This window comes from Streptomyces chartreusis (genome assembly GCF_008704715.1).
GTDB lineage: Bacteria > Actinomycetota > Actinomycetes > Streptomycetales > Streptomycetaceae > Streptomyces > Streptomyces chartreusis.
In genome coordinates this window covers 8153688-8166283 of record NZ_CP023689.1, presented here as the reverse complement: position 1 = coordinate 8166283, position 12596 = coordinate 8153688, and the positions used below count along the sequence as shown (strand labels likewise).

The 12596-nt window shown below is 71.3% G+C and carries 12 protein-coding genes; 5 read left to right on the top strand and 7 right to left on the bottom strand.

Annotation, left to right across the window (positions count from 1 at the left end):
• Positions 1-12 precede the first annotated feature (12 nt).
• Complete coding sequence (locus tag CP983_RS36165) at positions 13-1374, top strand: MFS transporter (RefSeq protein ID WP_150504254.1); 1362 nt, start codon at positions 13-15, stop codon at positions 1372-1374.
• 278 nt (positions 1375-1652) lie between these two features.
• Entirely contained in the window at positions 1653-2027 is a 375-nt protein-coding gene (locus CP983_RS36160; protein WP_003977404.1) for an RNA polymerase-binding protein RbpA, read from the top strand.
• Between the two features lie 203 nt (positions 2028-2230).
• Here CP983_RS36160 and fxsA read toward each other — a convergent pair whose 3' ends face one another.
• The 4 genes from fxsA to CP983_RS36140 form a co-directional block, all read right to left on the bottom strand.
• On the bottom strand, positions 2231-2785 hold the full coding sequence (gene fxsA / locus CP983_RS36155) for an FxsA family membrane protein (protein WP_107909427.1): 555 nt from the start codon (positions 2783-2785) through the stop codon (positions 2231-2233).
• Positions 2786-2909: 124 nt separating this feature from the next.
• On the bottom strand, positions 2910-3767 hold the full coding sequence (locus tag CP983_RS36150; RefSeq protein ID WP_150504252.1) for a polyprenol monophosphomannose synthase: 858 nt from the start codon (positions 3765-3767) through the stop codon (positions 2910-2912).
• A 553-nt stretch (positions 3768-4320) separates the two neighbouring features.
• On the bottom strand, positions 4321-5925 hold the full coding sequence (locus CP983_RS36145; RefSeq protein WP_150504250.1) for an amidohydrolase: 1605 nt from the start codon (positions 5923-5925) through the stop codon (positions 4321-4323).
• Positions 5926-6057: 132 nt separating this feature from the next.
• Positions 6058-6498, bottom strand: a complete 441-nt coding sequence (locus tag CP983_RS36140; RefSeq protein WP_030951019.1) for an Lrp/AsnC family transcriptional regulator — start codon at positions 6496-6498, stop codon at positions 6058-6060.
• Positions 6499-6766: 268 nt separating this feature from the next.
• On the opposite strand from CP983_RS36140, the gene CP983_RS36135 reads away from it, so the two are divergent.
• Complete coding sequence (locus CP983_RS36135; protein ID WP_030951017.1) at positions 6767-7207, top strand: hypothetical protein; 441 nt, start codon at positions 6767-6769, stop codon at positions 7205-7207.
• A 28-nt stretch (positions 7208-7235) separates the two neighbouring features.
• Here the strand turns inward: CP983_RS36135 and CP983_RS36130 are convergent, their stop codons facing one another.
• Both CP983_RS36130 and CP983_RS36125 read right to left on the bottom strand, forming a co-directional pair.
• Positions 7236-8333: a phosphotransferase family protein gene (locus CP983_RS36130; protein WP_150504248.1), complete on the bottom strand. Its 1098-nt coding sequence runs from the start codon at positions 8331-8333 to the stop codon at positions 7236-7238.
• Positions 8334-8346: 13 nt separating this feature from the next.
• The gene (locus CP983_RS36125; protein ID WP_150504246.1) at positions 8347-9450 is read right to left on the bottom strand and encodes an Rv3169 family protein; all 1104 of its coding nucleotides are present in this window, start codon (positions 9448-9450) and stop codon (positions 8347-8349) included.
• Between the two features lie 140 nt (positions 9451-9590).
• Here CP983_RS36125 and CP983_RS36120 point away from each other — a divergent pair, with 140 nt between their 5' ends.
• Positions 9591-9842 carry a hypothetical protein gene (locus CP983_RS36120; RefSeq protein WP_150504244.1) on the top strand — a complete coding sequence of 84 codons (252 nt, stop codon included), beginning with the start codon at positions 9591-9593 and terminating at the stop codon, positions 9840-9842.
• Here CP983_RS36120 and CP983_RS36115 read toward each other — a convergent pair.
• Positions 9805-10977 carry an acyl-CoA dehydrogenase family protein gene (locus tag CP983_RS36115; RefSeq protein ID WP_150504243.1) on the bottom strand — a complete coding sequence of 391 codons (1173 nt, stop codon included), beginning with the start codon at positions 10975-10977 and terminating at the stop codon, positions 9805-9807. The genes CP983_RS36120 and CP983_RS36115 overlap by 38 nt on opposite strands.
• A gap of 334 nt (positions 10978-11311) precedes the next feature.
• Here CP983_RS36115 and CP983_RS36110 point away from each other — a divergent pair, with 334 nt between their 5' ends.
• Positions 11312-12550, top strand: a complete 1239-nt coding sequence (locus CP983_RS36110; protein WP_125527362.1) for a glycoside hydrolase family 18 protein — start codon at positions 11312-11314, stop codon at positions 12548-12550.
• Positions 12551-12596: the final 46 nt, after the last annotated feature.

The window sequence follows — 12596 nt, the reverse complement described above, 5'->3', positions numbered from 1 at the left end:
GCGAGGGCACGGGTGGGCACCGACACCGTGCGAACCGACACGGCCGACGAGGCCGCGGGACGGCGGCGCGAGCAGCGCGGCTGGTACTTCTACGACTGGGCGTGCTCCGTCTACTCGACGAGCGTGCTCACCGTCTTCCTGGGCCCCTACCTGACGTCGGTCGCCGAGGAGGCGGCGGACGCCGACGGGTTCGTCCACCCCCTGGGCATACCCGTGCGCGCGGGCTCCTTCTTCGCCTATTCGGTGTCCCTGTCGGTCATCGTGGCCGTCCTGGTGATGCCGCTGGTGGGTGCGGCCGCCGACCGCACCGGCCGAAAGAAGCCCCTGCTCGCGGCCGCCGCCTACACGGGGGCGGCCGCCACCACGGCCATGTTCCTCCTGGACGGCGACCGCTATCTGCTCGGCGGATTCCTGCTGGTCGTGGCGAACGCGGCGCAGTCGGTCGCGATGATGCTCTACAACGCCTACCTCCCGCAGATCGCCCCGCCCGAGGAACGCGACGCGGTCTCCTCCCGGGGCTGGGCCTTCGGCTACGCGTCGGGCTCACTGATGCTGATCGTGAACCTGGTCCTGTACCTGGCACACGACTCCTTCGGCGTCTCGGAGAGCACCGCCGTCCGCATCTGCCTGGCCTCGGCCGGCCTGTGGTGGGGCGCGTGGGCGCTCATCCCGCTACGGCGACTGCGCGACCGCCGCTCCGGCAGCGATCAGGGGGCCAGGCGGGCGGGCGGCGCGATGGGCTTCCGGCAGCTCGCGGCGACGATCCGCGACATGCGCCGCCACCCGCTGACCCTCGCCTTCCTGCTGGCCTATCTGATCTACAACGACGGCATCCAGACCGTGATCTCCCAGGCGTCGATCTACGGCTCCGAGGAACTGGGCCTCGGACAGTCCACGCTCATCGGCGCCGTCCTGCTGGTCCAGCTGCTGGCGGTGGCGGGCGCACTGGGGATGGGACGGCTGGCCCGGATCTACGGAGCCAAGCGGACGATCCTCGGTTCGCTGGTCGCGTGGACGGTGACGCTGGCGGCCGGATACTTCCTGCCGGCCGGGGCGCCGGTCTGGTTCTTCGTCCTCGCAGCCGGCATCGGGCTGGTCCTCGGCGGCAGCCAGGCGCTGTCCCGCTCCCTGTTCTCGCATCTCGTCCCGCCGGGGAAGGAAGCCGAGTACTTCTCGGCATACGAACTCAGCGACCGCGGTATGAGCTGGCTGGGCCCCCTGCTGTTCGGGCTCACCTACCAGCTGACCGGAAGCTACCGGGACGCGATCATCTCCCTGGTGGCCTTCTTCATCATCGGGTTCGCCCTGCTGGCGAGGGTGCCGGTACGCAGGGCCATCGGCGACGCGGGCAACCCGGTGCCGACAACGATTTAGCGTTCCGAGTGAAAGGGCGGTAGTGTACGCGTTTGGCCTGCCAGGCGTACCGTTACTGCGCGTCAAAGATGCCGAAACGCTGGGTTACATCTGCTAGCAGATGTGACAAACCGGGCGCCGGTGGGTACGACATTGGTCAGCAAGGCTGCGGCTACGACGGCGACGCAGGACTCGGAACGCGACGCGGAACGGGAATCTTTACCGCCGACCGGACGTTGACCGGATGACGACGACAGCGACACCTGTCCTGTGGGCGACAAGCCCGGGAGGCACGATTCATGAGTGAGCGAGCTCTTCGCGGCACGCGCCTCGTGGTGACCAGCTACGAGACGGACCGCGGCATCGACCTGGCCCCGCGCCAGGCCGTGGAGTACGCATGCGAGAAGGGGCACCGGTTCGAGATGCCCTTCTCGGTCGAGGCGGAGATCCCGCCGGAGTGGGAGTGCAAGGTCTGCGGGGCCCAGGCACTCCTCGTGGACGGCGATGGCCCTGAAGAGAAGAAGGCCAAGCCCGCGCGTACACATTGGGACATGCTGATGGAGCGGCGTACCCGCGAGGAACTCGAAGAGGTCCTCGAGGAACGTCTTGCGGTGCTGCGCTCCGGGGCGATGAACATCGCGGTTCACCCCCGGGACAGCCGCAAGTCCGCGTAGTCCCAACGCGGCTTGGACTTACCAGGTAACGCGTACAACCGCGGGCGCCGTACGTCTTCAAGACGTACGGCGCCCGCGGTTTCGTGTGCCCGTTTTCGGGCGGGAGCGTGTGCCCGTGCCGTGTGGTGAGGGCGTGTGCCCGTGCCGGGTACAGGCGAAAGGCCCGAGCGCTGAGCGCCCGGGCCGGTCCCGTCGTCGGTGGTTCAGCCGGTCAGCGGCGGCCGCGGCTCCTGCGGGGCATCCCCGGGCTCGTCCCGGATGACCTCACCCTGCACGACCTTGCCGTCGGGGCGGTGAATGCGGGCCTGCTGGTAGGCGTCACCGAACGAACCGGCGGTCGCCTCACGGAGCTTCCGGTCGAAGGTCCGCTCGGCGTAGGCGCTCAGCACCTTCTGGACCGGCGGTATCAGCAGGATCAGGCCCAGCGCGTCCGAGATCAGACCCGGCAGCATGATCAGCAGGCCGCCCAGCATCATCAGACCGTTGCCACCGCCGCCGGCCGGGGTGCCGCCGCGCTGGAGCGCCTCGTTCAGCGCCTGGAACGCGCGCCGGCCCGCCCGCTTGATCACCACCGAGCCGAGCGCCAGACCCGCGACCAGCAGCAGGAACACCGCGAGCCCGCCGATCGCGTCGGCGACCACGGTCAGCAGCCAGATCTCCAGCACCAGCCACGCGGCGATGCCCAGCGGCAGGAAGCTGCGCAGCCGGGAGCGCCGCGGACGGGCGGGGTACGTCGGGGTCGGTGCGCCAGTCGTCATGCGTCCAGTGTGCCTGGGCACGGCTCAGAGCGGGATAAACGGACGTCGAGCGCTTGCCGAGCGGTCACGGGACGCCGCCCGGCGTGGCTTTCAGCGACACGGGACACCGGCCCGTGGTTGGGCCCTACGACTGTGACTGCGGAGGCTGCTCGGGCTGCGACTGCGGCCGAGCCTCCGGCTGCGACGACGAGGCCGGCTTGGCGCGGCCCAGCAGTTTGCCGACCCGCTCCTGCGCTCCCCACGTGGTGACCCGCCACAGCGCCTCGACAAGGATGTCTCGGCTCATCTTGGAGTCACCGAGCTCCCGCTCGACGAAGGTGATCGGCACCTCGACCACGTGGTAGCCGGCCTTGACCGCGCGGCGGGCGAGGTCGACCTGGAAGCAGTAGCCCTGGGAGGCCACGTCGTCCAGGCCGAGGCCCTGAAGCGTCTCGCCGCGGAAGGCGCGGTAGCCGCCGGTGATGTCGCGCAGCGGCAGGTCCAGGGCGACACGGGAGTACAGGCTGCCGCCGCGGGAGATGAACTCCCGGGACTTGGGCCAGTTCACGACCCGGCCGCCGGGCACCCAGCGGGAGCCGAGCACAAGGTCGGCGCCCTTCAGGGCGGTCAGCAGGCGGGGCAGTTCCTCGGGCTGGTGGGAGCCGTCGGCGTCCATCTCGATCAGGACGCCGTAGTCGTGCTCGATGCCCCAGCGGAAGCCCGCGAGGTAGGCCGCGCCGAGGCCCTCCTTGCCCTTGCGGTGCAGGACCTGGACGTGGTCGTCCTCGGCGGCCAGCTCGTCCGCGAGCTTGCCGGTGCCGTCGGGGCTGTTGTCGTCGGCCACCAGGACATGCGCGTCCGGCACCGCCTTGCGGACCCGGCCGACGATGCTCTTGATGTTCTCCGCCTCGTTGTAGGTCGGAATGATCACCAACGCCGTGCCGAGCGGACCGAACCGCTTCCCCCGGTCCTGTGCCGCGAGGGTCCCGTCGCCGTCGTTCACTGCTGCCCCTTCATCTCTACGCAGAGGACAACCATAGTGGTCGCGGCCTGCGCTGACGTGAACAGCACGGTCGTACGGCGGTGCCGATTCCGCAAGAGCCGGGTAAGTGCGGGTTTGGTGCGGCCCGCGCTTCGGTGCACGCACACTGCGGATGGGGGCCCGGCGCCCTTCGGGCCGACCTGGGACCCGCTGGCTGCGGGTCGACCGAAAGCCGTTGTCTACTGAGCGCCCGGGCCCCATCCGGGTCACACCTCCCCGACCGGCCGGAAAGTTCCGTCGTCGCCGCGCGAGCGCTGAGCCTGGCTCCCAGTGGCGGTGCCCGGTGCGGCACCGTCCCTGACCCAGCGGCGTTGCGACGGGCTCCCGGAAGTTCCGCGGTTGCCCGGTCGGGCGTCCGGTGGTGGACTCCGCCGAACCTACCGGCCTCGGGCCTCCGCCTGTCAACAGTCGTTTGACCTGCGGTTTTTCGCCCCCTTCGCTGGTCAGCGCAGAGGATACGCAGGTCGCGCGACGGGGCGGCGCGCGGTGATCGGGTTCGCGCCACCCCGGGAGATCACTCGCCCGGCCGTACGAAGACCGTTCGTCCGCCCACCACCGTGCTCAGGCAGACCGGCAGGTCACGGCCCGGGGTGAGGTCGGGCAGGCCGGGGGTGCCGGAGCGGGGGTCGGTGGACCAGCGCGCGACCCGGTCGTCGGGGGCCTGGACCACCAGTTCGTCGGTGCGCCACACGGCGTAGTCGGCGGGTGCGCCCGGCATCAGGACTCCCGCGTCGTCGCGTCCGATCGCCCGCCAGCCGCCGCGCGTGTGCGCCGTGAACGCGGCGCGCACCGACACCCGGTGCTCCGGCGTGTGATGGAAGGCGGCCGCGCGGACCGTGCCCCAGGGGTCGAGCGGCGTGACGGGGCTGTCGGAGCCGAAGGCGAGCGGGACGCCTGCGCGCAGCAGGGCCGCGAAGGGGTTCAGGGAGCGGGCGCGCTCGGCGCCGAGGCGCTGGACGTACATGCCCTCCTCGCCGCCCCACAGCGCGTCGAAGGCGGGCTGCACCGAGGCCGTCAGGCCCAGTTCGGCGAAGGCGGCGATCGTCTCGGGGGTGAGCATCTCGGCGTGCTCGACCCGGTGCCGGGCGGCGCGGACGCGGGCGAGACCGACCTTCTCGGCGGCCGCGCGCACGCCCTCCACGACGGCGGTCACGGCGGCGTCGCCGATGGCGTGGAAGCCCGCCTGGAGGCCCGCCTCGGTGCAGGCGGCGACATGGGCGGCGACGGCGGCCGCGTCCAGGTAGGCGGTCCCGGTGTGGCCGGCGTCGGCGTACGGCTGGTGCAGACAGGCGGTGTGCGAGCCGAGGGCGCCGTCGACGAAGAGGTCACCGGCCGCGCCGAGCGCGCCCAGCTCGCGCGCCTTGGCGAGGTCCTGCTCGGCCCAGTAGCCGACGACCCGCGGCCCCGGTTCCTCGGCGGCCAGCCGGAGCAGGCCGGTGAAGTCGTCCTCGGAGGAGATGTCCGGGCCGCCGCACTCGTGGACCGTGCCGATCCCGAGGGAGGCGGCGTGCGCCAGGGCGGCCCGCTGGGCCTCGACGCGCTGGGCCGGGGTGATGGAGGCCAGCGCGGTCGCGCGGACCGCGTGGTGGGCGTCGGCGACGAGCGGGCCGTCCACGGCGCCGAGGTCCCCGGGCGTCATGTCCAGCAGGGCCGTGGTGACGACGGCGGAGTGGACGTCGATGCGGGACAGGTACAGCGGACGGCCGCCGGTGGCCGCGTCGAGCTCGGCGCGCGCCGGCGGGCGGCCACCGGGCCAGCGGGCGGCGTCCCAGCCGTGGCCGAGCAGCACGCGGTCGTCCGGGCGGGCGGCTGCGAAGTCCCGTACGAGGGCGAGCGCGGCCTCCAGGGACGGAGCGGCGGACAGGTCGAGGCCGGTCAGGGCGAGGCCCGTGGCGGTGGTGTGCACATGGGCGTCGGTGAACGCGGGGGCGACCAGCGCGCCGTCCAGGTCGACGACCTCGTCCACGCCGCCCGCGAAGGCGTCGGCGGCCCCCTCGGACCCGACCCAGGCGACCTGTCCACGCTCCACGACCATCGCGGTGGCGAAGGGGTCGGCGGGACTGTGGACTTCTCCCCGGCGCAGGAGAACGGTCTTGGGCCGGTCGGCGGTGTCACTCATGGGGAACAGTCTCGCCCCTCCGCCGGCAGCCTCTCGCCTGGGGTCTCCTGCAACGCCGGCAGGGGCGCGCGGAACTGCGCGACCAGCCCAGGACAGCCCGCAGCCGAAGAACAACCACCACCGGAACGGCGATCAGACCTTCGGCGGCCTCGCCTCGTACGGCGTCGACAGGACGACTGTCGTCCGCGTGGAGACCCCCGCCAGCGAACGCACCCGGGCCAGCAGCTCCTCCAGCTCGTGCGGCGTGGCCACCCGGACCTTGAGGATGTAGTTCTCGTCGCCCGCCACGCTGTGGCACGCCTCGATCTCGGGCACGCCGGCGAGCCGGTCCGCTATGTCGTCGGGGGCGCTGGGATCGAACGGTTTCACCGAGATGAAGGCCGTCATGGGCAGCCCCACGGCCTCCGGGTCGACGACCGCGGCATAGCCGCGGATGACGCCACGCTGTTCCAGCCGGCGCACCCGCTGGTGCACGGCCGACGTGGACAGGCCGGTGGCCTTGCCCAGGTCGGTGTAGCTCATCCGCCCGTCCTTGACGAGCAGCTGCACGATTTGTCGGTCCAGCTCCTCCATGGCGCAAGAACCTACAGTGCGGCTGATCTCCTCGGATACCTCAGCAGACCAGGTCATGCCCGGTTTGTGATGTGGTGCGCGGCCGACTGTGAGCCGCCTGAGGGACAAACCGGCCGCCTCGGGCACCTGCGAGCGGCATGTGACGAAGGCCACAGGCCCCGAACAGGCTCCGTGATGCCCCCGTGATTAATGCCGAGACGAGGCGGGAAGTGCTTGCTGTGGTCGAGGCCGCAGTGCCGTCACGGCCCAGCCCGAGGGGGAGAATCCCATGCAGAGTCTTAAGCGCCCTGGTCGCACCACGCCCAAGCGGCAGCAGCTGGTCGTCGAGCCCGCTCCGGAGGGCGTCGAACCCGACGCCCTGGAGGACGACGACGAACTCGACGCGTACGACACCTTCGAGATGTACCGGGTGATCTGCCCGGACTGCGCGCAGCCCATCGCCCTGCTGGCGGACGAGGAGGTCCTGCCGGAGCACGCGCTGTGTGCCTCGCCGTGGAACCCCTTCGGCCTCACGGTCTGCGCCGGTACGGGCCGCCGGGCCGCCGAGGCCCGCTCCGCCGACGAGTCGGACGAGCCGCAGGAGCAGGACACCGCCCTGCTGTTGACGCTCCCTCAGGGGCTGGACTGGCGGACGCAGCCCTTCTCGCACGTCGGCGGCCCGGGCTCACGCCCCATCAGGGTCCCGGTCATGCGGCGCCAGGCCGCCTGAGCGCGTTCGTCGTTCGTTCGCGCCTCGCTCAATTCCAGTAGCTGCCCTGCACCATGGCTCGCAGGCTACCGTGGTGCAGGATCAGTGTGTCCGGGTCCGCCGGGACGGCCACTTCGCCGAAGTGGGCCTGGCGGTAGGCGATGCGCAGCATGACGACGCCGTGCCGCAGGGCGGCGTACAGCGTGTAGAACTCCATGTCGCGGGGGGTGTGGCCGGTGAGGTCCGCGTAGCGGGCCTCGACGCGGTCGCGGCGCAGGAAGTCCGGCAGTCCGGGCTGTCCGAAGGCGACCGTGAGGTCCTGGAAGAAGCGGTGCAGATAGACGGTCCAGCCGAGGTCGACCTCGCGCGGGGCCAGGGCCGCCATCTCCCAGTCCAGTACGGCCGCCGGGGCGAACCCGTCGTAGACGACGTTGCCGATGCGCGCGTCGCCCCAGTTGAGCACGGGTGTGCCCGGATCGCGCGGCCAGAGGTCCTCCAGGCGTGCGAACGCGTCCTCGATCAGCGGTGAGCGGGCGAGTCCGTCAACCACCCATTCGTAGTAGGCGCGTTGGGCCCTCACGTGCCGTCGCAGGGCGTCCCCCTCACCCGGCAGGGCGAGGAACTCGGCCTCCCGCCGCGGCACTTGGTCGTGCAGCCGGGCCAGCAGGCCGATCGATGCCGCCTCCAGCCGCTCGCGCTCCTCGTCGCTCGCCGCGTGCAGCCAGTTGCCCTCGTAGGTGTACGGCATGACGTCCGGTGGCACGCGTCCCGCGACGCGCTCCATGACGAAGAAGGGCGCCCCCAGCGGACCGGGGTCCTCCTCCAGCCACAGCACCCTGGGCACGGGCAGGTCCGTATGCTCGGCGACGACGCGCATGGTCCGGTACTGGCGCGGCATGTCGTACACCGGGAAGACGGTGTACGCCGCCGGGTCGGCCGCGAGCCGCAACGCGCACGCGTGCACGGGCGCCTGAGGGTGCCGGATCTCGAAGAGCAGGGTCTCGCTCGACAGGCCGTTCGACTCGGGGACGGTGACGCCGACCGCCTCGGCGCCGGGCAGCCGGGTGCGGAGCCAGGCGTTGAGGCGGCGGGTGATCTCCTCCGGGTCGCGGGTGCTGGTGCGCGGGCGCGGTGCCGTGGCTGCCATGACGCAAACCCCCCTAGGGTGCGACCGACTTGAAGTCCGCGAAGCCGCTCGGGTCGTGCCGCCCGAACGAGCCGTGCTCGAAGATGCCGTGTCCGGTCAGGCCGTCCAGCCGGAAGCGCGCGGCGTGGTCGGTGACGCCGTACGCCGCCAGTGGGTGGGGCTGGGTGAGGTCGTAGGTGCGCCGGTCGGTCCAGCCGCGGCCGCGCCAGGTGCCGTGCTGCCAGTCGTCGGCGGGCGGGTAGCCGGCGCCGACGGCGAGCGGGGAGGAGGTGAGGATCTCCACCTCCAGCTCCTGCGGCTTGCGCAGGTCGCCGAGGTGGACGACGGCGCGTTCGGGGTGGCGGGTGCCCGGGCGGTAGGTGATCTCGGCCTGGGGCCAGCCGAGTTGGGTGTCGCGCCGGCCGGGGCGGACCAGTGTCGCCTCGTTCAGCGAGCGGTGCCCGTCGGCGTCCTCCTGGAGGATCACCATCAGGAACCTGTCCTCGAAGCGGACCGGGCACCAGATCCAGTGGAAGCCCTCCGTCGGGTGCTCCTCGGCGAGACGCCCGCCGTCCTCCCCCGGTATGGGCCTCACACCCCAGCTGCGGTCCCGGGTGCCGGTCCACCCGACCTCGGTGACCCGGAACTCCTCACCCCCTGCGCGGATCACTCCCGACACGCCCCCCGCCTGCACGAACCGGCGCCCTTCGAGGGTGAGCCGGTCGCCGCGGCGCTGGACGTGATGGGGTTCCCACAGGGCCGGGAAGCCGGCGGTCCAGGTCAGGTCGTACGACAGGGAGTCGTCGTCCCCGACGAGCCGCAGCCGGCGCAGCGGCTCCTCGACCTCGATCCGCAGCGGACCGACGGCGAGCCGCATCCGGTCGTCGCCGAGCGCGTCCGAGGCGCGTACGGCGTGCAGGGTGTCCCCCACCCGCAGGGTGGCGTAGGCGTCGATCACCCCGGCGTTCGGGTACACCCCGAGCCCGAGGATCAGCAGCGCACGTCCCTGATGGTCGAGGACGTGGAAGATGCAGCGGTCGTAGGCGTTCCGGTCGCCGGTCGCGACGTGCTTCATGGACAGCGGCACCTGGTGCACCGGGTACTCGTCGAGCGGTACCGGGCGGTCGTCCTCGGTCATGGCGAACCTCCCTGGACGCGGGCTGCGCTGACGGTACGTCAGACAACCTCGGGTGACCAGAGAGGGAACCGGACGGGGGTGAACTCACGCCCGATTCCGACCGGCGGTGACTTGTCCCGCCACCTCCGCGTTGCCCGGGTATGCCCCACACCTACTACGGGACCGGGCCCCAGCGCCGCGTCTTCGTTCCCCGGCCCGCAGGAACGCTTCAGCCGCCGGCGCCCCCGCAGCAGCAGGATCCGCCGATCTACCGCGACATGATGCGGATGTGGGCGGACCGGGGCCGCACCCTGCCCGGGCACCACGACCCGGAGTGGATCCGGCTCGCGGCGCCCACGGTCAAGCACGGCCAGTTCAGCGTCCCTCGGGACCAGCTAGGTGACGGGCGATGACCATCCGCTGAATCTGATTGGTGCCCTCGACGATCTGGAGGACCTTGGCCTCGCGCATGTAGCGCTCGGCCGGGAAGTCCGCGGTGTAGCCGTACCCGCCGAGGATCTGGACGGCGTCGGTGGTGACCTTCATCGCCGCGTCGGTGCAGTGCAGCTTGGCCATCGCCGCCTGCTTGGCGAACGGCCGGCCCGCGTCCCGCAGCCGCGCCGCCGCCAGGTACAGCGCCCGGCCCGCCTCGATCTGGGTGGCCATGTCGGCGAGCATGAAGCGCAGACCCTGGAAGTCGGCGATCGGCTTGCCGAACTGCCGGCGCTCGGTCGCGTAGGTCACCGCTTCGTCGAGCGCCGCCTGGGCGACGCCGATCGCGCAGGCCGCGATGCCGAGCCGGCCGGAGTCGAGTGCGGACAGGGCGATGGCGAAGCCCTGGCCCTCCTCGCCGATGCGCCGCTCGTCGCCGACCCGGACGCCGTCGAAGTGGACCTGGGCGGTGGGCGACCCCTTCATGCCCATCTTCTTCTCGGGCGCCGCGGCGCTCAGCCCTGCGGCGTCGGCGGGCACCAGGAACGCGCTGATCCCGCGCGGGCCGTCCTCGCCGGTGCGGGCCATGACGGTGTAGAAGTCGGCGATGCCGCCGTGGGTGATCCACGCCTTGGTGCCGGTGATGACCCAGTCGTCGCCCTCGCGCACGGCCTTCGTCCGCAGCGAGGCCGCGTCGGATCCGGAGGCCGGCTCGGAGAGGCAGTACGCGCCGAGGAGCCCGCCGCCGAGCATCGCGGGGAGGTGCTCGACCTGCTGCTGCTTGCTGCCGTAGGTGGCGAGCGCGTAGGAGGCCAGGGTGTGCACGCTGACGCCGAGGCCGACGGTGAGGCGGACCGCGGCGAGCTCTTCGAGGACCTGGAGGTAGACCTCGTACGGCTGCTCGCCGCCGCCGTACTCGGAGTCGTACGGCAGGCCGAGCAGTCCGGATTCGGAGAGCAGGGTGAAGACCTCGCGCGGGAAGCGTCCGGCGTCCTCCTCCTCGGCCGCCTTCGGGGCGATCTCGCGCTGCGCGATGTCGCGGACGAGCGAGATCACATCCCGGGCCTCGTCCGTGGGCAGTTGACGGTCCACCGGCTGCGGGGCGCGGTCGGGCATGTCGACGATCCTCCCTGTCGGGCACGTCGGCGGACGTACGCCTTGGGTGGGGCGGCTCCGCCGGGTCTCACTGGTGCCGGGCCGATGCTCGCATTCCCGGGTCTCGGAAGCTGCTGACCAGCGGCTGTGCGCTGTGAGTATGCCCGATCGGAGGCATCGAGTCACCAGTTAACGACCGCTCACTTCAAGAAGTGTCCGACACGTCATCAACGCTTCCAAAATTGGTCCGAACCATTGACGTACTGGTCTAGTCCTCCTACCGTGACGGATCAACGCATCATCGCGTTCATGCCAATCGGCACTTGCTCCCCTCTCCCCCACGAGGAGACACCCGATGCACCTTTCGCACCGCCCGCGCACCCGGCTTCGGGCGCTCGTGTCCGCCGCATGCGCGGCCGTCCTCGGCGTCGGACTGCTCGCCGGCGCCGGCACGGCCACCGCCGAACCCGACTCCGCACCGAAACTGGCCGCCGGCTCCAAGGTCGTCGGCTACTTCACGGAATGGGGCACCTACGACCGCAAGTACTACGTCAAGAACATCGAGACCTCGGGCTCGGCGGCCAAGCTGACCCACATCAACTACGCCTTCGGCAACGTCACCGGCGGCAAGTGCGCGATGGGCGACTCCTATGCCGCCACCGAACGCACCTACACCGCCGCCGAGTCGGTGGACGGCGTCGCCGACACCTGGGACCAGCCGCTGCGCGGCAACTTCAACCAGCTGCGCGAGCTGAAGAAGAAGCACCCGGGCCTGAAGGTCCTGTGGTCCTTCGGCGGCTGGACCTGGTCGACCGGCTTCGGCGAGGCGGCCCGCAACCCGGCCGCGTTCGCCCAGTCCTGCTACGACCTGGTCGAGAACTCCAAGTGGGCGGATGTCTTCGACGGCATCGACATCGACTGGGAGTACCCGAACGCCTGCGGCGCCACCTGTGACACCAGCGGCCGCGAGGCCTTCAAGAACCTGATGTCGGCGGTGCGTGCCAAGTTCGGCTCGGGCAACCTCGTCACCGCGGCGATCACGGCCGACGCGACCAGCGGCGGCAAGATCGACGCGGCTAACTACGCGGGCGCGGCGCAGTACGTCGACTGGTACAACCCGATGACGTACGACTTCTTCGGCGCCTGGGACGCGACCGGTCCCACGGCTCCGCACTCGGCGCTGAACTCCTACTCCGGCATCCCGAAGGCGGACTTCCACACCTCGGCGACCATCGCCAAGCTCAAGGGCCTCGGCGTCCCGTCGTCCAAGCTGCTGCTCGGCATCGGCTTCTACGGCCGCGGCTGGACCGGCGTCACGCAGTCGGCACCCGGCGGCACGGCGACCGGGGCGGCGGCCGGCACCTACGAGGCGGGCATCGAGGACTACAAGGTCCTCAAGACCAAGTGCCCGGCGACCGGGACGGTGGGCGGCACCGCATACGCCAAGTGCGGCAGCAACTGGTGGAGTTACGACACTCCGGGGACCATCGCGAGCAAGATGACCTACAAGAACCAGCAGGGGCTGGGCGGGACCTTCTTCTGGGAGCTGAGCGGGGACACGGCGAACGGTGAGCTGATCAAGGCGATCAACTAGCCGGTCCCACGGGGGGCTTGGGGCGGGGGACCACGAGACCTCCGCC

What these genes read in the sequence shown, in the direction of transcription:
- CP983_RS36130 (WP_150504248.1), bottom strand. Translation starts at nt 8,333, where the DNA reads ATGGCAGCCACGGCACCGCGCCCGCGCACCAGCACCCGCGACCCGGAG.
- CP983_RS36140 (WP_030951019.1), bottom strand. Translation starts at nt 6,498, where the DNA reads ATGGAGGAGCTGGACCGACAAATCGTGCAGCTGCTCGTCAAGGACGGG.
- CP983_RS36145 (WP_150504250.1), bottom strand. Translation starts at nt 5,925, where the DNA reads ATGAGTGACACCGCCGACCGGCCCAAGACCGTTCTCCTGCGCCGGGGA.
- CP983_RS36160 (WP_003977404.1), top strand. Translation starts at nt 1,653, where the DNA reads ATGAGTGAGCGAGCTCTTCGCGGCACGCGCCTCGTGGTGACCAGCTAC.
- CP983_RS36125 (WP_150504246.1), bottom strand. Translation starts at nt 9,450, where the DNA reads ATGACCGAGGACGACCGCCCGGTACCGCTCGACGAGTACCCGGTGCAC.
- CP983_RS36135 (WP_030951017.1), top strand. Translation starts at nt 6,767, where the DNA reads ATGCAGAGTCTTAAGCGCCCTGGTCGCACCACGCCCAAGCGGCAGCAG.
- CP983_RS36110 (WP_125527362.1), top strand. Translation starts at nt 11,312, where the DNA reads ATGCACCTTTCGCACCGCCCGCGCACCCGGCTTCGGGCGCTCGTGTCC.
- CP983_RS36120 (WP_150504244.1), top strand. Translation starts at nt 9,591, where the DNA reads ATGCCCCACACCTACTACGGGACCGGGCCCCAGCGCCGCGTCTTCGTT.
- CP983_RS36115 (WP_150504243.1), bottom strand. Translation starts at nt 10,977, where the DNA reads ATGCCCGACCGCGCCCCGCAGCCGGTGGACCGTCAACTGCCCACGGAC.
- fxsA (WP_107909427.1), bottom strand. Translation starts at nt 2,785, where the DNA reads ATGACGACTGGCGCACCGACCCCGACGTACCCCGCCCGTCCGCGGCGC.